Raw genomic sequence first — 17,567 nt, 5'->3', positions numbered from 1 at the left:
GGACGCCGCTCCGCCGGCGCCGGCCGAGCCGCTGCCGAGCGTGCCGCTCGCGGCACCGCCATGGGCGGCACCCGCCGTTGCTCCGCTGTGCGCGCCGCTCGCCGCGCCGCCGGTCCCGCCCCCGAGCGCTGCGCCGCCACCGGCCGCCCCGCCCGCGGCGGTCACGCCTTTCGCGGTCGCCGCGGCCAGGATCGCGGCCTTGAGGCCCAGCGCTGGGGCGACCGGGAGGATCGATGCGAGGCCCGCGCGCTGGGTCGCGACGGCGGCGCGGTAGGCCTGGCAGGGTTCGCAGAGCCGGAGGTGGCGGCGCAGCGGGCCGCGGCGGAGGGCGCCGCCGCGGGCGACCGCCAGCTCCTCGCGGATCGTCGCGCATGGGGTGGTGCGGGCGTCGCGCTCGGCCATCAGCTCGGCGCGGGCTTGGAAGACGAGGGCCTTGACCTTGCCGGTCGGCACGTCGATCGCCTGCGCGATCTCCGCCTGCGAGAGCCCGCCCAGCTCGAAGAGCACGAGTGCCGCGCGCTGGTCCTCGGGCAGGCGGGCGAGGTCGCCGACGAGTTCGCGCAGGTCGGCGCGCAGTTCGACGCCGTCGGCGAGCCCGTCGAACGACGGCGCCACCTCGTCCAGCGGCACCGCGACGGCCTTGCGCGCCGCCAGCATCGAGAGGCAGCGGTTGCGGGCGATCGCGTAGAGCCACGGCCGGACCGCGTCGGGAAGCTGGCCGGAACGCAGCGCGCCGTGGGCGCGCAGGAAGGTCTGCTGGAGCGCGTCCTCGCCATCCTCGGTCGAGCCGAGCATGTGGCGGCAGAAGGACAACAACGCCCGATGGTGGCGGTCGTAGAGGACCTCGAAGGCGGCCTCGTCGCCGCGGGCGACGCGGGCGGCCAGGCGGGAGTCGTCGAGCTTTTCGAAGCGCCAGGACATGTTGATCGCTCGACCCTCCCCGAGCGGGGTTGGGAAGTCCTTGGGATTTCCCAAGGCCTCGTGGTCACGTGGGCGCGCGACACCAGTGATGGAGACCTTCACCCGCACCGCGAGGTTGGTCACGACCGCCGGAAAGTGGCGCGCGCACGCTCACCCGCGCGCCGAGAGACGACTTACTCGTGCTCTACACGGCTAAGTCGACTCTCGTTCAGCGGCCGATGGCGTAGCCCTGCATCCCGCGCGGGTTCGCGGCACCGTGCAGCAACCCGTCGGGCGAGCGCGAGATCGCGCTCAACCGCCCGTGCTCCCACTCCGAGCCCACGACGACGTCATGCCCGCGCGCCCGCAGCGCGGCCACCGTCGCCTCCGGCACCCGCGCCTCGACCTCCACCTGCCGCGGCGACGCGGCGCGCGGATAGAACGAGCTCGGGAAGTGGGTGGTGTGGAACATCGGCGCGTCGATCGCGGCCTGCAGGTCGAGCCCGTAGACGGCGTGGGCGAGGAAGAACTCCAGCGACCACTGATCCTGCTGATCGCCCCCTGGAGTGCCGAACGCCAGCACGGTCTCGTCCGAGCGCAAGGCCAGCGACGGCGAGAGCGTCGTCCGCGGCCGCCGCCCACCCACCAGCGACGCACCCAGTCCGTCCTCGAGCCAGAACATCTGCGCGCGCGTCCCAAGGCAGAAGCCGAGACCTTCAATCGCCGGCGAGCTCTGCAGCCAGCCGCCGCTGGGCGTCGCCGAGATCAGGTTGCCGAAGCGATCGGCGACGTCGAGGTGGCAGGTGTCGCCGCGGGTCGGCTCGCCCACGCCCGCGCGGGCGTCCGCACCCGCGTGGACCGTCGGCACGCGCCCATCGAGCCCGGGGCGCAGCTCGCCTGAAGCGTCAGCCCCGATCAGGGCCCGCCGCTCCTCCGCGTACGCCCGCGAGAGCAGCGTGTCCAACGGCACGTCGGCCGAGTCGCCGTACCAGGCGTCGCGATCGGCGAACGCGAGCTTCGCGCCCTCGACCACGCCGTGCAGGTGCTCGACGCCGAGGAACGGCCCGAGGTCCGCCCCGTCGAGCATCGCCAGCTGCTGGAGCAGGACCGGCCCCTGGCCCCACGGCCCGGTCTTGAAGACCGTCCAGCCGCCGAAGTCGAGCGACACCGGCGCTTCGTACGACGCCGAGAACCCGGCGAGATCGTCGCCCGACAGAACACCCGCGTGCGCAACACCCGTGCTGTCGACCGCCGGCACTCCGACGGCCGCGACGATCGCCTCGGCCACCCACCCGCGGTACCACGCCTCGCGCGCCGTGTCGATCCGCGCCTCGCGCGTGTCCCCGCCCGACCGCGCGAGCCGCGCGTAGGTCTCGGCCAGCACCGGGTTGCGCAGCCGCGCGCTCGGCTGCCAGAGCGCGTGCGAGGTCTCCCAGCTCGGCTCCAGCGCGGCGATCGCGCGAAGGATGCCGGGCGTCGCCGGGAACCCGTCCCGCGCGTAGCCGATCGCGAAGGCGAGCACGTCGGCGAGCTCCCAGGTCCCGTGGTCGCGCAGGAGCAGCAGCCAGGCGTCGAACGAGCCCGGCACGCAGGCGGCGAGGTAGCCGGTCCCCGGAACGAGCTCCAGCCCCAGCGCCCGGTAGGAGGCCACCGACGCCGCGGCGGGCGCCGGTCCCTGCCCGCAGAGCACCTGCGGCACCCCGTCCTTCCAGAAGAGCAGCGGCAGATCCCCGCCCGGACCGTTCATGTGCGGCTCGACGACCTGCAGCGCGAAACCGGCCGCCACCGCCGCGTCGAAGGCGTTCCCGCCGCGCTCGAGCACCGCCATCCCGGCCGCGGAGGCCAGCCAGTGGGTCGAGGCGACCATGCCGAAGGTGCCGGAGAGCTCAGGCCGTGTCGTGAAGGGCATCCACCCGGAACGCTAGCCTCCGGCGGCGAAATGACGCTGATCGACGGTAAGGCCATCGCCCAACAGGTCCGCGCCGAGGTGCGCGACGAGGTCGCGGCGTGGGTCGCGCAAGGCCACGAACCGCCCGGCCTGGCGACGGTGCTGGTGGGCGACGACGCGGCGAGCGCGATCTACGTCGGCGGCAAGCAGAAGGCGAGCAACGAGGTCGGCATCCGCCCGTTCGACCTCCGCCTCCCGCAGGACGCCTCGCACGACGAGGTCCGCGCGACGATCCACGAGCTCAACGCCAACCCGGCGGTCAACGGCATCCTGCTGCAGCTGCCCACACCGCCGCAGGTCGACGGCCCCGCGCTGACGACCGAGATCGACCCGCGCAAGGACGTCGACGGCCTCACGCCGATCTCGACCGGCCTGCTGAGCAAGGGGCTGCCCGGCCTGCGGCCGTGCACGCCGAGCGGGTGCATGGAGCTCCTTCGCCGCCACGACGTGCAGCTCGAGGGCGCCGAGGCGGTCGTCGTGGGCCGCTCCGACCTCGTCGGCAAGCCGATCTCGGCCATGCTCCTCGCCGCCAACGCCACCGTCACCACCTGCCACTCGCGCACGCGGGACCTGGCGGAGGTCTGCCGCCGCGCGGACGTCCTGATCGCCGCGGTGGGCGTCCCGGAGCTGATCAAGGGCGACTGGATCAAGGAGGGCGCCGTGGTCATCGACGTGGGCATGAACCGCACGCCCGAAAAGCTCGCCGGCGACGTAGAGTTCGACTCCGCCGTCGAGCGCGCGTCGCTGATCACGCCCGTGCCCGGCGGCGTCGGCCCGATGACGATCGCGATGCTCCTGCGCAACACCCTCGAAGCCGCGAAGGCCGCGGCCTAGCGCGATGCGCCGCGCGGAGCCGATCGCCGGCCTCGGCGGCGTCCTGCTGCTCGTCTCGCTGTTCCTGCCCTGGTACATGCCGAACCTGCCGACGGCGCTCGACGGCGCGACGTTGCAGGTCAAGCAGTTCACGCTCGTGGTCGAGAGCGTCACGGCGTGGCAGGCCTTCACGGTCACCGACATCCTGCTGGCCGTCATCGCACTGCCGGCGATCCTCGTCCCGGTCATCTCGGTCACGACGAGCGGCCCGGCCAAGTCGATCGGCATCGCGGTGATCGCGAGCGCGACCGGCTGGCTCGCGATCCTGCTCGTCGTGTTCCGGCTGCTCGACCCGCCCGGCCCCAACGGCGCCGCCGACCTGCGCTACGGCGCCTGGCTCGCCCTCGCCGGCGCGATCCTCGCCTGGGTTGGGAGCTGGCTGAGCATGCGCGACGAATCGACCCCGGGCGCCGTCGCCCCCGACGTCCCGCGCCGCCCCGTCCCGGGCTGACGCGCCGGTTCGAATCCCCGGATCGGGCTCCGCCGCCACACCCGCCTAACATCAGCGCCAATGCTGAGTCGCGATCAGGTACTGCACGTTGCCCGCCTCGCCCGCCTCGAACTCACCGACGAGGAGGTCGAGCGCTTCGGCGGCGAGCTCTCCAAGGTGCTCGATCACATCGAGCTGATCGGCGAGCTCGGCGACCTTGCGGACGTCCCACCCACCTCCCACGTCATCGACGTCGAGAACGCGCTGCGCGCCGACGAGCCGCGCCCGTCACTTCCGCGTGAGAAGGCGCTGGAGAGCGCGCCGGACATGGCCAACAGCGGGTTCCGCGTGCCGAGCCCGGGTGCCGCATGAGCATGCTCGAGCTGACGGCCGCCCAGGCCGCCGCCGCGATCAAGTCGGGTGAGCTCGACGCCGCCGAGTACTTCGCCTTCTACCGCGACCGCGCGGAGAAGGACGCCTTCAACTCCTTCACCTGGGTCGCGGAGGAGACGCCGGAGCAGGACACGGACAGTGCCTTCGCGGGCGTGCCGATCGCGATCAAGGACCTCTTCGCCACCGAGGGCATCCCGAGCCAGGCCGGCTCGAAGATCCTCGAGGGCTACCGCCCGCCCTACACGGCGACGTCGGTGCGCAACCTCAAGGCCGCCGGCGGCACGCTGCTGGGCAAGACCAACCAGGACGAGTTCGCGATGGGCTCCTCCACGGAGAACTCGGCGTACGGGCCGACGTTGAACCCGTGGGACACGACCCGCGTCCCGGGCGGCTCCAGCGGCGGCAGCGCGGCGAGCGTCGCCGCGGGCACCGCGCCGTGGTCGATCGGCACCGACACCGGCGGCTCGATCCGCCAGCCCGCCGCGCTGTGCGGGATCGTCGGCCTCAAGCCCACCTACGGCGCGATCAGCCGCTACGGCATGATCGCCTTCGCCTCCTCGCTCGACCAGGCGGGGACGTTCACCCGCGATGTCACCGACACCGCGCTGCTGCTCTCCGGCATGGTCGGCCCCGACCCGTGTGACAGCACGAGCATCGGCCTGCCCGAGCCGGTCAAGCTGCCGACCGCGCGCGACCTCAAGGGCATCCGCCTCGGCGTGCCGGAGGAGCTCTCAGGCGAGGGCATCGAGCCCGGCGTCCTCGCAGCGTTCAACGACACGCTCGACAAGGCCCGGGCGCTCGGCGCGACCGTCGAGACGATGCACCTCCCGCACGCCCCGCACGGCCTCGCCGCGTACTACCTGCTGGCGCCCGCCGAGGCATCCTCGAACCTCGCCCGCTACGACGGCGTGCGGTTCGGCTTCCGCGCCAAGGACACCACCGGCGGCCTGCTCGGGATGTACACCAAGACGCGCGAGGAGGGCTTCGGCGCCGAGGTCAAGCGGCGCATCATGCTCGGGACCTACGCGCTCTCGAGCGGCTACTACGACGCCTACTACGCCAAGGCACAGAAGGTCCGCACGCTGATCGCCCGGGACTTCACGAACGCCTGGGAGAACTTCGACTTCGTCGTCACCCCGACCGCGCCGGGCGTCGCCTTCGAGCTCGGCGCCAAGACCGCGGACCCGCTCGCCATGTACCTCAACGACTTCTGCACCGTGCCGATGTCACTCGCCGGCATCCCTGGCATCTCGATCCCCAACGGGCTCTCCGACGGCCTGCCGGTGGGCTTTCAGATCGCCGGCCCGGCCTTCAGCGAGAACCGCCTGCTCGACGCCGCGTACGCGCTCGAACAGGCGATCGGCTTCGACGGATCCGGAGCGTTCGCATGAACTACGAACCTGTCATCGGCCTCGAGATCCACGTCCAGCTCAAGACCCGCACGAAGATGTTCTGCGGCTGCGAGCTGAGCTTCGGCGAGGAGCCCAACACCCGCACCTGCCCGGTCTGCCTCGGCCTCCCCGGCACGCTGCCGGTGACCAACGCGCAGGCCGTGACCTACGGGATCATGATGGGCCTCGCCCTCGGCTGTGAGATCGCGCCGCGCTCGATCTTCCACCGCAAGAACTACTTCTATCCGGACCTGTCCAAGGGCTACCAGATCTCCCAGTACGACATCCCGCTCTGCCTGGGCGGGCATCTGGGCGACGTGCGCATCCACCGCATCCACCTCGAGGAGGACGCGGCCAAGCTCGTGCACGTGGGCGAGTCGGGGCGCATCCACGGCTCTGACAGCTCGATCGTCGACTACAACCGCGGCGGCACGCCGCTGGCGGAGATCGTCACCGAGCCCGACATCCACTCGGCCGAGCAGGCCCGCGACTGGCTGCAGCTGCTGCGCGAGACGCTGCGCCAGCTCGGCGTCTCGGACGTGAACATGGAGGAGGGCTCGCTGCGCTGCGACGCCAACGTCTCCATCCGCCCGGTCGGCACCACCGAGCTGGGCACCAAGACCGAGCTGAAGAACATGAACTCGTTCCGGTTCGTGATGCAGGGCATCAACGCCGAGATCGCCCGCCAGACGGCGCTGCTGGAGGCCGGCGAGGCGGTGACGCAGGAGACGCTGCACTTCGACCCGGTCAGCGGGCGGATCAGCTCGCTGCGCTCCAAGGAGGAGGCGCACGACTACCGCTACTTCCCGGAGCCCGACCTCGTCCCGCTGGTGCCGACGCCGGAGATGCTGGAGACCGCCCGCCGCGCGATCCCCGAGCTCCCGGCCGAGCGCACCGCGCGCTACGTCGAGACCTTCGGCCTGGCCGAGGACACCGCGCACCTGTTCGCGTTCGAGCCCGAGTGGGGCGAGTACTTCGAGCGGGCCGCCGACGGCGCTCCGGACCCGAAGGCCACCGCGATCTGGGTGACGGAACTGCGTTCCCGCGACGGCGCGTCGGTCGAGCCCGCGTCGCTGGCCAAGCTCGTGACGCTGGTGGGCGCCAAGACGGTCACCGCGGCGGCGGGCCGGACGATCCTCGACAAGCTGGTCGCCGAAGGCGGCGACCCGGCCGAGATCGCCGAGCGCGAGGGCCTGACCGCGATGGAGGACAGCGGCGAGCTGGAAGCGATCGTCGCCAAGGTCATCTCCGAGAACCCGGACGTCGTCGAGCGCATCCAGGGCGGCAACGCCAAGGCGATGGGCGCGCTGGTCGGGCCGATCATGCGCGAGACCAAGGGCCGCGCCGACGGCGGCGAGGTCAACCGACTCTTGCGTAGTGCCCTCGGTCTCTGACCTAGGCGTCTGGAAGACCCCGTGCGAGCCCGCTCCGCGACTGGCGGAGCGGCTCGGGCTCCGCGCGGGCGATCTGTGGATCAAGCGCGACGACTGGCTCGGCCTGGGCGGCGGCGGGAACAAGCTGCGCAAGCTCGAGCACCTGTGCGGTGAGGCGGTCGCCGCGGGCGCGACGACGCTCGTCACGACCGGCGCCGCCCAGAGCAACTACGCGCGGCTGACGGCGGCGTCCGCCCGCCGGCTCGGGCTGGATGTCGTGCTCGTGCTGCACGCGGGCTCCGGCACGGGGAACCTCACGCTCGACGCCGTGTTCGGCGCCGAGATCGTCTGGGACGGAGACCCGGAGGAGATCGCGGCGCGGCGGCCCGGCGCGGCCGTCCTGCCCTACGGCGGCTCGAGCGCGGTCGGGGCGCGCGGCTACGTGACGTGCGCCGAGGAGATCCTCGAGCAGGTGCCCGGTGTACAGCACGTCGTGGTGGGCGTAGGCTCTGGCGGAACGATGGCGGGGCTCGTTGCCGGGCTCGGCGCCGGGCGAGTGCTCGGCGTCGATACCGGCGCGGTCTCAGACCCCGTCGAGCGGGTGTCGGGCTTCGTCACGGAGCTGGGTGTGAGCGCCGAAGGCCTGCGGATGCGCCTGGACCAGGTCGGTCCCGGCTACGAGCTGCTGACCGACGCGGCGCGCCAGGCGATCTCCGACGCCGGCCGTCTCGAAGGCCTCGTGCTCGACCCGGTCTACACCGCCAAGGCGATGGCGGGGCTCGCCGCCGCGGTGCGCGACGGCGACATCAAGCCGGGGGAGAAGACCGTGTTCGTCCACACCGGCGGCCTGCCAGGCCTCTTCGGCCACCCGCTCGCGGCCGAGCTGGCGACCCTCGTCATGCCGTGAGCGTCGGGTTTCTCGCGCTGTACGCGAGAAACTCGACGGTCGTTTCGCTCAGCAGTCCTCGTAGCCCTCGGTCGGGGCGGGTTTCTCGCCGCCGTCGGCGCCCGGGCGCTGGGTCGGGTGGGCGCACAGCCAGGCGTGCGCCTCGGCCGCGGTCAGCGGCTTGGTGTCGTAGTCCTGTGGACCCTCGTCGATGACCACGATCCCGTTCGGACCCGCCAGCGCGGCAGACATGGTGGCGCCGTCGACCAGCTCACCGCTCGGGAGGAAGCACGCGAGCGGGTGACCGGCGTCGGTGCCGCAGCGCGCGGTCACGCCCGCGGTCGCGAGTTTGGCCTCCATCGCGTGGTTGGCCTTCGCCAGCGAGTCCGGATGGCGATGCAGCAGCACCGGGCCGCCGTCCTTCGAGAACGGGTTGTGCGCGTAGTACGTCCACTCCGGCACGGTCGGGACGCCGGCGTCGATCTTCGGCGTCGACCAGATCACGCCGGTCGCGGCGGCGACGGCGGTCGAGCCGCCCAGCAGCGCGATGACCGCGAGCCCCGCGGCCCAGAGGCGACGGCCACGGCGACGGCGCGCGTCGCGGGCGATCGCCGGCAGCAGCGCGGCACGGACGGCGGCGACGTCGGAATCCACGCTCATGACACGGCTCCTTCGGGAGTGAGGTTGGCGCCGCGCTCGCGGCGCAGCTCGCGCAGGCCGCGGGACACCCGCAGGCGCGCGGCGGGGGAGGAGCAGCCGAGGCGCCGGCCGAGTTCCTCGTAGTCGAGCTGCTCGACGACCCGCAGCAGCACGGCGGCGCGCGTGCCCTCCGGCAGCAGGGCCAGCCGGGCGCTCAGCTCACCGCGCAGGGCGACGGCGTCGAGGCGCGCGTCCGCCTCGTCGTAGACGGCCGGCTCGAGCAGGATCCCGAGCTTCCGGCGCGCCCGGTCCTCGACCGCGAGCCGCCGGTAGTAGCCGAACAGCAGGTGCTGCGCGATGCCGAACACCCAGGTCTGCGCCGAGCCGCGCTCGGGTTTGAAGCGCCGGCGTGAGCACCACGCCTCCGCGAACGTCTCCGCCAGCAACTCCTGCGCGGTGTCCGGGTCCGACCGCCGCCGCAGCCACGCGGCCAGCGGCGGGGCGTGCCGGTCATAGAGCTCCGCGAACGCGGCCTCGTCGAGCATGCCCCTTATTGGCTCAGCCCGGCAATTGTGTTTCCTGGACGAGCAGCGCGACCTGGACGCGGTTCTCGACTTCGAGCTTCACCAGCAGCCGGGACACGTGCGCCTTGACGGTCGCCACGCTCATGTGCAGCTCGGCCGCGATCTCGGCGTTGGCGGCGCCGCGTCCCACCGCGCACGCGACCTCGCGCTCGCGGGCGCTCAACCCCTCCAACCGCGCCCGCGCCGCCTCGCCCCGCCCGCCGTCGTCGCCCGCGACCAGCGCGATCAGGCGCCGGGTCACGGTCGGCGAGAGCATCCCCTCGCCGGCGTGCACGTGCTCGATCGCCCGCACGATCTCCGGCGGTGGCGTGTCCTTGAGCAGGAACCCGGCAGCGCCCGCCCGCAGAGCCCGCAGGACCAGTTCGTCGGCGTCGAAGGTCGTCAAGACGATCACGGACGGGGGCGAGGGCTGGGCGCGCAGCAGCCGCGTCGCCTCGATCCCGTCGACGACGGGCATGCGGATGTCCATCAGCACCACGTCGGGGCGGTGGCGGTCGACCGCGGGAAGCACCTCGCGCCCGTCACCCGCCTCACCCACGACCTCGACGCCCGCCGCGCCGGCGAGCATCATCCGCAGGCCGGAGCGCACCATCGCGTCGTCGTCGACGAGCAGGACGCGGATCATGGCGTCCACGGGAGCGTCGCGCGCAGCACGAAGTCGCCGCGCGGGTTGGGGCCGTGCTCGAGCGCGCCGCCGGCCAGCTCGACCCGCTCCGCGAGCCCGATCAGCCCGCTCCCGCCCGGCCCGGCCGCGACCGGGAGGGCGGAGCGCCGGCTGACGATCTCGACCACCAGCGCGTCCTCGGCGGCGACGTGCACCTCGACGGCGGCGGCGGGCGCGTGCTTGCGCGCGTTGGTCAGGCCCTCCTGCACGACCCGGTAGGCCGTGCGCCCGAGCAGGACGTCACCGCCCTGGACGTCGACCTGCGCGCTGACCTTCATCCCCGCCGCGCGCGACTCCTCGATCAGCCGCGGGATCGCGTCCAGCGTCGGCTGCGGCGGGACGACGCCGTCGGCGTCGGACCGCAGGACCCCGATCACCTCGCGCAGCTCCTGCAGCGCCTCGCGGGCGTTGGCGCGGATCACGCCCGCGGCCTCGGCGATCTCCGCCGGGGGCGCATCCGGGCGGAACTCCAGGGCGCCGGCGTGGACGCTGAGCAAGGAGAGCCGGTGGGCGAGCACGTCGTGCATCTCGCCGGCGATCCGCCGCCGTTCGGCCTCACGCGCCTGCTCCACCCGCGCCCGGTGCTCGGCCTCGAGCTGGCGGGTGCGCTCGCGGGCGCTGCGCAGGAGGTCGCGCTGCGCGCGGGTGAACAGGCCCCAGGGGATCACGAAGAGCGTGATCAGCACCGACAACAGGACCGCGAAGACGAACGGCAGGTCGGGGTCCGGGTAGATCAGCGAGAAGACCGTCGAGGCGGCGAGGCCGAGCGCGGTCGTGGCGATCAGGGCGCGCCGCGACCCGCGCAGCGCGACGTTGAAGAGCGCGATCAGCGCGGCGCCGGCCACGAACGCCGAGAACGCGCTGAGCGTGATGGTGAGCACCGCGACGCCGACGGGCCACCGCCGCCGCCACCACAGCGCGATCCAGCCGATCACGCCGCTCGCGACGTCGATCAGCGAGGCCAGGTCACCGTGCTGGTCCTCGGTCGGGCTGAAGACGAGCAGGCCGATCCCGATCGCCAGCAGCATGAACAGCGAGTCGACGAGCCAGTCGCGCGCCGTGCGCTTGGCGCCCGGCTCCTCGAGCAGGGCGCCTGGGAGCATGTAGCGGCGTGCGGTCATCGCACGTCTGAATGTAGGCGCGGACGGCCCGCTCGACCCCCTACTGAAGTCGATCCCGGCATCGACTCACGGCTGATTTCACGCGGCCGCGCAACGTCGATGCTGCCGGCATGATCGAAGCGACAGGACTCACGAAGCGCCTCGGTGGGCGCACCGTGGTGAGCGACGTCTCGTTCCGGTGCGAGCCCGGGACCGTGACCGGGTTCCTCGGACCCAACGGGGCCGGCAAGACCACGACGATGCGGATGCTGGTGGGCCTCTCGGACCCCGAGGCGGGCGGCTCGGCCGTGCTCGGCCGCCACTACCGCGAGCTCGAGAATCCGGGAAAGCGGGTGGGTGTGCTGCTCGATGCCTCAGCGCAGCATCCCGGCCGCCGCGGGCGCGAGGCGCTCGCCGTGTCCGCGCAGATGATGGGCGTGCCGGCGGAGCGCGTCGACGAGCTGCTCGGCGTCGTCGGGCTGGACAAGAGCGCCGCGCGCAAGCGGGTGCGGCAGTACTCGCTGGGCATGCGTCAGCGGCTCGGGCTCGCGCACGCCCTGCTGGGCGACCCCGAGGTCCTGATCCTCGACGAGCCGGCCAACGGGCTCGATCCCGAGGGCATCCGCTGGATGCGCGGCCTGCTGCGCGACTTCGCCGATCGCGGCGGCACCGTCCTGCTCTCCTCGCACCTGCTGCTCGAGGTCGAGGCGGTCGCCGACCGGCTGCTGATCATCGGCCAGGGGCGGATCGTCGCCGACGGCTCCCGCGAGGAGCTGCTCTCCGGCGCGGGCGTGCTCGTGCGGGCGACCGATGCCGAAGAGCTCGCCGCCGCGCTGCAGGCCTCGGACCTGGAGTTCCAGGAGGTCGACGGATCGTTCCTCGTCGACGCGGAAGCGGAGGCGGTCGGCGCGGCCGCGCTGCGCGGCGCGGTGATCCTCACCCACCTCGGCCCGTCCGAAGGGGCCGGCCTCGAACAGCTCTTCTTCGACCTCACCGAGGTGCCGGCATGACCGTTTCGTTCCCGCGGCTGACGCTCGTCGAGCTGCGCAAGATGGTCGACACCCGCGCGGGCTTCTGGTTGCAGCTCACTGTGGCTGCGTTGACGCTGATCGTCGTCGCCGCGCTGTGCATCTTCGGCGACCCCGACGACCTGATCTTCCGCGACCTGCTGGCCCTGGCGACCTTCCCCGCAAGCGTCCTGCTGCCGATCGTGGGCATCCTGCTGGTCAGCTCGGAGTGGTCGCAGCGCACGGCCCTGATCACGTTCACGCTCGTCCCGCGCCGGCTGCGCGTGATGGGCGCGAAGATCGCGGCGAGCGTGGTCCTGGGCGCGGTCGTCCTCGCGCTGGCGATCGTCGTCGCCGCCGTGGCCACCGTGGCCGTCGGCGGGGCCTGGACGCTGGGCGGCGTCGTCTTCCTGCAGATCGCGCTGCTGTGTGTGACCGCGATCCTCACCGGGGTCGCGTTCGGCTCCGCCTTCCTCAGCTCGGCGCCGGCGATCGTCCTGTACTTCGTCCTGCCCTTCGGCTTCGCGGCGCTCGGCTCGATCCCGTTTCTCAATGACGCGGCCCAGTGGCTGGACGTGACGCGCACGACGTCGTCGATGACCGATCGCGCGCTGACCGCCCACGAGTGGGCCCAGTTCGCGGTCTCGCAGGCGGTGTGGCTCGTCCTGCCGCTGGCGATCGGCCTCGTCCGGATCGCCCGCGGCGAGATCCGCGCCGCGTGATCTTGGGCCGCGACGCCGCCTGCGCGTCAGTTCAAGCGACTGAGCAGGCGGGCGTGTTCGCGGACGCGGTAGTCGCGCGAGTCGTCTTCGAGCGGCAGCGTGAGTGTCAGCGCGCGGGCGGCGGTGGCCAGCGCCAGGTCGCCGGTGCGCTCGGCGCGGCCGGAGATCCGGTCCAGGATCGTCGCCGCCGTCTCGTGCGCGCAGCGCCACTCCAGGTCGACCCCGAGGGTGCGGCCGTCGAGGATGCGCCCGCCGGCCTCGACCACCAGCGGCGTGTCCGGGTGCGCGAGCAGGAGCGTGTCGTCATGACCGACGACGTCGATCCCGAGGCCCGCGCGCCGGGCCGCCGCGGCGACCGCCAGCGCGACGCCCGCCGGATCGCCGGCGCGCGAGCGCAGGACGTCGGGCAAGAGCAGCGCCGGGCCGCGGCCGAACGTGCCGCACAGCGCGCGCACGGCCTCGAGCTCGTCGAACGGGTCGCCCGGCGCCAGCTCAGCGGCCAAAGCGGCGAGCGCGGCGTCGGTCCCGTCGAGCGCGCAGCCGAGGTCGTAGGCGACCGAAAGCGCCAGCTCCGCGTGCGCAGGACACCCGCTCATCGCGGCACTCCGGAATCCCCGAAACCCGCGCCTGAGGCCGCCACAAGACGGTTGCCGGGGTCACTCACAAGCGGGAGTACAGCTCGACGATCAGCTGCTCGTTGACCGGCGCGTTGATGTCCGACCGCACCGGCAACCGCAGCACCTTGCCCTCGAGCGCCTCGAAGTCCGTCTGCAGCCAGCCGCTGACCACGCCGGTCAGCTCGGTGCTGGCGGCGGCGACCTCGCGGACGGGGCCGTGGATCGCGATCGTCTGCCCCTCCTTGACCAGGAAGGAGGCGATGTCGACCTTCTTGCCGTCCACGCGCACGTGGCCGTGGTTGACGAACTGGCGAGCCTGGGCGCGCGTGCCGGCGAACCCGAGCCGGTAGACGACGTTGTCGAGGCGCCGCTCGAGCAGGTTCAGCAGCTCCTCGCCGGTCACGCCGTGCATCCGGTTGGCCTTCTGCACGTAGCGGCGGAACTGGCCCTCGCGGATGCCGTAGTAGCGCTTGGCGGTCTGCTTGGCGCGCAGCTGGGTCTGGTAGATCGACGGCTTCTTGCGCCGCGCCTGGCCGTGCTGGCCGGGAGGCGCGTCGCCGCGGCGCTCGAGCGCCGACTTGCCGTTCAGGGCGCGCTCACCCTTCAGGAAGAGCTCCACGCCCTCGCGGCGCGAGAGCTTCTCAACTGGTCCGGTGTAACGCCCCATCTACAATTCTCCTACTGCTGCGGTCGGGATTAGTTAGGGCACCCTAACACAGTGGCATGGGGTCTAGACCCCATGTAGGCGAGACGGACATTCGTCCTATTAAGGAAAGGCCCGGGAGGTGGAACCATTGGGACATGGGTCAGGTCATCAACTTCCCCGCCGGCAAGCGCGTCGCCGAGACCAAGGTCTCCACCGACCGTCGCCACGCCTTCATCACGGGGCTCAGTGCCCTGACGTTCCTGCTCGGCTTCTTCATCGTCGGGCCCTCGCTGGCGCTGTTCGCCTTCGGGTTCGCGTCGACCGCGCACATCGGCTCCGCCGTCAGCTGCGTCGCCGGCCTGCTGCTCACCTGGGCGATCACGCGGGTGGCCTACAAGCACCTTTAGTACCTCCGACGCACCACACCGCAGCTCGCAGCCGCCACCCCCTTCGCGTCCCCCTTGCGCGGGGCGGCCGAGCTTGACCGAAGCGCCCCGCACGGGGCGCTTCGTCGTTAAGCCTGGACGCTTGATCTAGGTGCGCGCGAGGCGCGGCGGGGCGGCGCTGGGGCGGCCGAGGAAGTAGCCCTGGCCGAGGCCGGCCTTCAGCTCGCGCAGCGCGGCCAGTTGCTCGGCGGTCTCGATGCCCTCGGCGATGACCTCGAGGTCGAGCGTGCGCGCGAGGTCGACGATCATGCCGACGAAGGAGGACTCGCGGCGCCCGGATGTCAGCCCGTCGATGAACGGCTTGGCGATCTTGAGCGTGTCCAGCGGGAGCGAGTGCAGGTAGGACAGCGACGAGTAGCCGGTGCCGAAGTCGTCGAGCGCGATCTTGACGCCCAGCTTGCGCAGCTCATGGAAGCGCTCCACACCTGCCGCGGCGACCAGCTGGGACTCGGTGATCTCGATCACGAGCTGGCCCGGCTCGATGCCGGACTCCTGGATCGAGGCCAACACGTTGTCCACCAGGCCCGGGTCACGCAGCTCGGCGACCGAGAGGTTGACGTGCATGCGGATCGGCTCGACGTCCGGATCCGTTTCCGCGTCCTGCCAGCGGCGTGCCTGACGGCAGGCCTCGCGGAGGACGTGACGGCCGAGCGGCACGATCAGCCCGGTCTCCTCGGCCAGCGGCACGAACTCGGCGGGCGGGACGAGCCCGCGCACCGGATGCTCCCAGCGCACCAACGCCTCGGCGGCGACGATCCGGCCGGAATCCAAAGCGACGATCGGCTGGTACTGGACGATCATCTGCTCGCGCTCGATCGCCTTCGCCAGCTCTTCCTTGAAGTCGTGGCGGCGCAGGACGGCGGAGGCCATCTGCGGCTCGAAGAGCTCGAAGCGCGCCTTGCCCTTGGACTTCGCCTGGTACATGGCGACGTCGGCGTTGCGGATCAGCTCGTCGCTGTCGCCGGAGCTCTGCTCGCTCGACGCCAGGCCGACGCTCAGCTTCACCGACACGAGCTCCGTACCCGCCTCGACGGGCAGCTCGAAGGCCTTGAGGATCCGCCGCGCGACGGACCGGCCGTCGGCGAGCGGGTCGTCGACGCCGGGGATCATCACCGCGAACTCGTCGCCGCCCAGGCGCGCCACGGTGTCCTCGGGCCGCACGCACCCGCGCAGGCGCTCGGCGACCGAGATCAACAGGCCGTCACCGATGTGGTGACCGAGCGAGTCGTTGACGGTCTTGAAGTCGTCGACGTCGATGAAGAGGACGGCGATCAGGCGCTCCGCGGCCAGCTCGAGCTTCACCCGCTCCATGAACAGCGTGCGGTTCGGGAGGTCCGTGAGCGGGTCGTGGTAGGCCTGGTGATGCAGCTGGTCCTGCAGCGACTGCAGCTTGTTGACCGCCTGCTCGAGCCGGTCGTACTGCAGCGCGACGGCGGCGTTGTTGGCCAGCGCCTCCAGCAGGCGCAGGTCGTCGGCACCGAAGGAGCGCTCGAGGCCGACGCGGTTGGCGAGCATGATCGTGCCGATCGTGCGCTCCTCGCCGGGCAGCATGGCGATCATCGCGTGGCGGATGCCGCGCGACTGCATGTGCGCGCGCAGGTGCGGCGAGCCGAACGGCGGCGTGAGCGAGACGACCGGGTTCTCGGCGTCGACCAGGCCGGCGAGCTCCTCGGCGATCGCGCGATCGGTCGGCTCCATCGTCACCCGATGGTCGCCCGGGCCGTGGGTGGTGCGCAGCGGCTCACCCTCGCCCGTGAAGAGCAGGACCTCGGCGACGTCGGCGTTGAAGGCCTCCAGCGAGCGGGCGAGCAGGGCCTCGAGCGCTTCGGCGACCTCGGGCGAGCGGCTCAAAGTCCGGTTCGCGTCGTAGAGGAACTCGAGCCGCTCGTGGCGCTGGCGCTCGCGGATGTACGCCCGGTAGACGGCGAAGACGGTCAGTGCCGGGACGAGCAGCACCGGCACGGCGCGCGGGTCGGTGGCGACGACGAGCGCGGCGGCGATCGCGATCGACGCGTTGATCAGCGTGACCAGCGCGTCGGTGGCGAACATCTGGACGAGCATCGGCGGGCGGACGTCGCCCTCGGCGATCGCCATCGCGCCGCCGAGCAGGAGGATCGTGAGCGCGCCGCTGGAGAGCGTCGCGGCATAGAGGCCGACCCACGTCGCGGGCTGCAGCGCGTCGGCATCGCCCGCGACGAGGCGGAGCATTCCCGCCGCGAGGCTGGCGGCGAGCGCGAGCTGGGCGAGGTTGAAGCAGAGCTTGACGACCTCCAGCCGGCGGATCAGGCCCCAGACGATGCCGGTGCCGACGAGCGCGCCGATCACGAACGCGTCGCCGGAGGCGAAGACGAGCCCGAAGACGAACGGGAGGTCGGCGAGCGAGAAGGAGTGGGCGCTGCGGCGGAAGCGGACGTGGACGACGCACACCTCGGCGAAGGCGAACCCGAGCGCGACCGCCCACCACGGCAGGTGCGGGTCGGCGTGGGGGGACTCGCCGTGGATGAACAGGCCCCAGGCGACCGCGCCGACGACGGCGAGGGCGACGACATAGAGCCAGACGAACGCCTCGCGCGTCGGAATGAAGCGGGGACGCGGCTTGCTCGTCGAATCGTCCATCGGTTCGGTAGTCGGCGCGCCAAGAAGGTTCTTGACCGGAGAAGCGTCCAGAAACCGGGCGTAAGCTTCGGTTCATGGCACGCCTCATCCGCATGGACAACACCGGTCACACGACCCTGGCGGAGTGGACGCCCGCCGATCCGGCGTCGGTCGAGACCGCCGTCGCCGCCCTGCGCGCCGAGTTGGACAACGGGTATTACGCCGTCGTCAACCACGGCGAAGGCCGCGCGACCCAGGTCAGCGAGCTGCCGCTCGACGCCGAGCTCGTGATCCTCCGCCGCCCGATCGCCGGCGGCTAAAGGGAACATAAGGGGTCTGGCCCCTTATGTGGG

19 protein-coding genes are annotated in these 17,567 nt (G+C 72.2%); 10 read left to right on the top strand and 9 right to left on the bottom strand.

Annotation, left to right across the window (positions count from 1 at the left end):
• Both OM076_RS26155 and OM076_RS26150 read right to left on the bottom strand, forming a co-directional pair.
• A partial coding sequence (locus tag OM076_RS26155) for an RNA polymerase sigma factor (protein ID WP_270043049.1) occupies positions 1-921 on the bottom strand: 921 nt, incomplete at its 3' end.
• 208 nt (positions 922-1,129) lie between these two features.
• The gene (locus tag OM076_RS26150) at positions 1,130-2,809 is read right to left on the bottom strand and encodes a gamma-glutamyltransferase family protein (RefSeq protein WP_270043048.1); all 1,680 of its coding nucleotides are present in this window, start codon (positions 2,807-2,809) and stop codon (positions 1,130-1,132) included.
• Between the two features lie 30 nt (positions 2,810-2,839).
• Between OM076_RS26150 and folD the strand changes: the two genes are divergently transcribed.
• Genes folD through OM076_RS26120 form a run of 6 tightly spaced genes read left to right on the top strand, consistent with a single transcriptional unit; the run spans position 2,840 to position 8,215 of the window.
• Positions 2,840-3,682 carry a bifunctional methylenetetrahydrofolate dehydrogenase/methenyltetrahydrofolate cyclohydrolase FolD gene (gene folD / locus OM076_RS26145; protein ID WP_270043047.1) on the top strand — a complete coding sequence of 281 codons (843 nt, stop codon included), beginning with the start codon at positions 2,840-2,842 and terminating at the stop codon, positions 3,680-3,682.
• 4 nt (positions 3,683-3,686) lie between these two features.
• Positions 3,687-4,172 (top strand): hypothetical protein, encoded by a 486-nt coding sequence (locus OM076_RS26140; protein WP_270043046.1) that lies wholly within the window; start codon positions 3,687-3,689, stop codon positions 4,170-4,172.
• 60 nt (positions 4,173-4,232) lie between these two features.
• Positions 4,233-4,523, top strand: a complete 291-nt coding sequence (gene gatC / locus OM076_RS26135) for an Asp-tRNA(Asn)/Glu-tRNA(Gln) amidotransferase subunit GatC (protein WP_270043045.1) — start codon at positions 4,233-4,235, stop codon at positions 4,521-4,523.
• Positions 4,520-5,935, top strand: coding sequence for an Asp-tRNA(Asn)/Glu-tRNA(Gln) amidotransferase subunit GatA (gatA, locus tag OM076_RS26130; RefSeq protein WP_270043044.1), 1,416 nt, complete (start codon positions 4,520-4,522; stop codon positions 5,933-5,935). The genes gatC and gatA overlap by 4 nt, the downstream gene beginning before the upstream one ends.
• Entirely contained in the window at positions 5,932-7,329 is a 1,398-nt protein-coding gene (gene gatB, locus OM076_RS26125; RefSeq protein WP_270043043.1) for an Asp-tRNA(Asn)/Glu-tRNA(Gln) amidotransferase subunit GatB, read from the top strand. The genes gatA and gatB overlap by 4 nt, the downstream gene beginning before the upstream one ends.
• Positions 7,313-8,215, top strand: coding sequence for a pyridoxal-phosphate dependent enzyme (locus OM076_RS26120; RefSeq protein WP_270043042.1), 903 nt, complete (start codon positions 7,313-7,315; stop codon positions 8,213-8,215). Before gatB ends, OM076_RS26120 begins: the two co-directional genes overlap by 17 nt.
• A 48-nt stretch (positions 8,216-8,263) precedes the next feature.
• On the opposite strand, the gene OM076_RS26115 is transcribed toward OM076_RS26120, so the two are convergent.
• From OM076_RS26115 to OM076_RS26100, 4 genes are read right to left on the bottom strand one after another with little or no spacing between them, the layout of a single operon-like run.
• A complete protein-coding gene (locus OM076_RS26115; protein WP_270043041.1) occupies positions 8,264-8,854 on the bottom strand; it encodes a hypothetical protein in 591 nt (196 codons plus the stop codon).
• The gene (locus OM076_RS26110) at positions 8,851-9,378 is read right to left on the bottom strand and encodes an RNA polymerase sigma factor (protein WP_270043040.1); all 528 of its coding nucleotides are present in this window, start codon (positions 9,376-9,378) and stop codon (positions 8,851-8,853) included. The genes OM076_RS26115 and OM076_RS26110 overlap by 4 nt, the downstream gene beginning before the upstream one ends.
• Positions 9,379-9,391: 13 nt before the next feature.
• On the bottom strand, positions 9,392-10,042 hold the full coding sequence (locus tag OM076_RS26105) for a response regulator transcription factor (RefSeq protein ID WP_270043039.1): 651 nt from the start codon (positions 10,040-10,042) through the stop codon (positions 9,392-9,394).
• Positions 10,039-11,202 (bottom strand): sensor histidine kinase, encoded by a 1,164-nt coding sequence (locus tag OM076_RS26100; RefSeq protein WP_270043038.1) that lies wholly within the window; start codon positions 11,200-11,202, stop codon positions 10,039-10,041. The genes OM076_RS26105 and OM076_RS26100 overlap by 4 nt, the downstream gene beginning before the upstream one ends.
• Before the next feature lie 110 nt (positions 11,203-11,312).
• Here OM076_RS26100 and OM076_RS26095 point away from each other — a divergent pair, with 110 nt between their 5' ends.
• Complete coding sequence (locus tag OM076_RS26095) at positions 11,313-12,191, top strand: ABC transporter ATP-binding protein (RefSeq protein ID WP_270043037.1); 879 nt, start codon at positions 11,313-11,315, stop codon at positions 12,189-12,191.
• Complete coding sequence (locus OM076_RS26090) at positions 12,188-12,910, top strand: hypothetical protein (protein ID WP_270043036.1); 723 nt, start codon at positions 12,188-12,190, stop codon at positions 12,908-12,910. Before OM076_RS26095 ends, OM076_RS26090 begins: the two co-directional genes overlap by 4 nt.
• A gap of 26 nt (positions 12,911-12,936) precedes the next feature.
• Here the strand turns inward: OM076_RS26090 and OM076_RS26085 are convergent, their stop codons facing one another.
• A complete protein-coding gene (locus OM076_RS26085) occupies positions 12,937-13,506 on the bottom strand; it encodes a hypothetical protein (protein ID WP_270043035.1) in 570 nt (189 codons plus the stop codon).
• Between the two features lie 64 nt (positions 13,507-13,570).
• The gene (gene rpsD / locus OM076_RS26080) at positions 13,571-14,194 is read right to left on the bottom strand and encodes a 30S ribosomal protein S4 (protein ID WP_270043034.1); all 624 of its coding nucleotides are present in this window, start codon (positions 14,192-14,194) and stop codon (positions 13,571-13,573) included.
• A 134-nt stretch (positions 14,195-14,328) separates the two neighbouring features.
• Here rpsD and OM076_RS26075 point away from each other — a divergent pair, with 134 nt between their 5' ends.
• Positions 14,329-14,580 carry a hypothetical protein gene (locus tag OM076_RS26075; RefSeq protein WP_270043033.1) on the top strand — a complete coding sequence of 84 codons (252 nt, stop codon included), beginning with the start codon at positions 14,329-14,331 and terminating at the stop codon, positions 14,578-14,580.
• A gap of 126 nt (positions 14,581-14,706) precedes the next feature.
• On the opposite strand, the gene OM076_RS26070 is transcribed toward OM076_RS26075, so the two are convergent.
• Positions 14,707-17,235, bottom strand: a complete 2,529-nt coding sequence (locus OM076_RS26070) for a putative bifunctional diguanylate cyclase/phosphodiesterase (protein WP_270043032.1) — start codon at positions 17,233-17,235, stop codon at positions 14,707-14,709.
• Positions 17,236-17,309: 74 nt separating this feature from the next.
• Between OM076_RS26070 and OM076_RS26065 the strand changes: the two genes are divergently transcribed.
• Positions 17,310-17,534: a hypothetical protein gene (locus OM076_RS26065; protein WP_270043031.1), complete on the top strand. Its 225-nt coding sequence runs from the start codon at positions 17,310-17,312 to the stop codon at positions 17,532-17,534.
• The last annotated feature ends 33 nt before the right edge of the window (positions 17,535-17,567 follow it).

Source organism: Solirubrobacter ginsenosidimutans, assembly GCF_027587205.1.
Note: the sequence above shows the minus strand (reverse complement) of the source record. Positions and strands in the feature narration are given on the sequence as shown.

What these genes read in the sequence shown, in the direction of transcription:
- rpsD (WP_270043034.1), bottom strand. Translation starts at nt 14,194, where the DNA reads ATGGGGCGTTACACCGGACCAGTTGAGAAGCTCTCGCGCCGCGAGGGC.
- OM076_RS26140 (WP_270043046.1), top strand. Translation starts at nt 3,687, where the DNA reads ATGCGCCGCGCGGAGCCGATCGCCGGCCTCGGCGGCGTCCTGCTGCTC.
- OM076_RS26150 (WP_270043048.1), bottom strand. Translation starts at nt 2,809, where the DNA reads ATGCCCTTCACGACACGGCCTGAGCTCTCCGGCACCTTCGGCATGGTC.
- OM076_RS26095 (WP_270043037.1), top strand. Translation starts at nt 11,313, where the DNA reads ATGATCGAAGCGACAGGACTCACGAAGCGCCTCGGTGGGCGCACCGTG.
- OM076_RS26065 (WP_270043031.1), top strand. Translation starts at nt 17,310, where the DNA reads ATGGCACGCCTCATCCGCATGGACAACACCGGTCACACGACCCTGGCG.
- OM076_RS26110 (WP_270043040.1), bottom strand. Translation starts at nt 9,378, where the DNA reads ATGCTCGACGAGGCCGCGTTCGCGGAGCTCTATGACCGGCACGCCCCG.
- OM076_RS26070 (WP_270043032.1), bottom strand. Translation starts at nt 17,235, where the DNA reads ATGGACGATTCGACGAGCAAGCCGCGTCCCCGCTTCATTCCGACGCGC.
- OM076_RS26100 (WP_270043038.1), bottom strand. Translation starts at nt 11,202, where the DNA reads ATGACCGCACGCCGCTACATGCTCCCAGGCGCCCTGCTCGAGGAGCCG.
- OM076_RS26085 (WP_270043035.1), bottom strand. Translation starts at nt 13,506, where the DNA reads ATGAGCGGGTGTCCTGCGCACGCGGAGCTGGCGCTTTCGGTCGCCTAC.
- OM076_RS26105 (WP_270043039.1), bottom strand. Translation starts at nt 10,042, where the DNA reads ATGATCCGCGTCCTGCTCGTCGACGACGACGCGATGGTGCGCTCCGGC.
- folD (WP_270043047.1), top strand. Translation starts at nt 2,840, where the DNA reads ATGACGCTGATCGACGGTAAGGCCATCGCCCAACAGGTCCGCGCCGAG.
- gatC (WP_270043045.1), top strand. Translation starts at nt 4,233, where the DNA reads ATGCTGAGTCGCGATCAGGTACTGCACGTTGCCCGCCTCGCCCGCCTC.
- gatB (WP_270043043.1), top strand. Translation starts at nt 5,932, where the DNA reads ATGAACTACGAACCTGTCATCGGCCTCGAGATCCACGTCCAGCTCAAG.
- gatA (WP_270043044.1), top strand. Translation starts at nt 4,520, where the DNA reads ATGAGCATGCTCGAGCTGACGGCCGCCCAGGCCGCCGCCGCGATCAAG.
- OM076_RS26075 (WP_270043033.1), top strand. Translation starts at nt 14,329, where the DNA reads ATGGGTCAGGTCATCAACTTCCCCGCCGGCAAGCGCGTCGCCGAGACC.
- OM076_RS26090 (WP_270043036.1), top strand. Translation starts at nt 12,188, where the DNA reads ATGACCGTTTCGTTCCCGCGGCTGACGCTCGTCGAGCTGCGCAAGATG.
- OM076_RS26115 (WP_270043041.1), bottom strand. Translation starts at nt 8,854, where the DNA reads ATGAGCGTGGATTCCGACGTCGCCGCCGTCCGTGCCGCGCTGCTGCCG.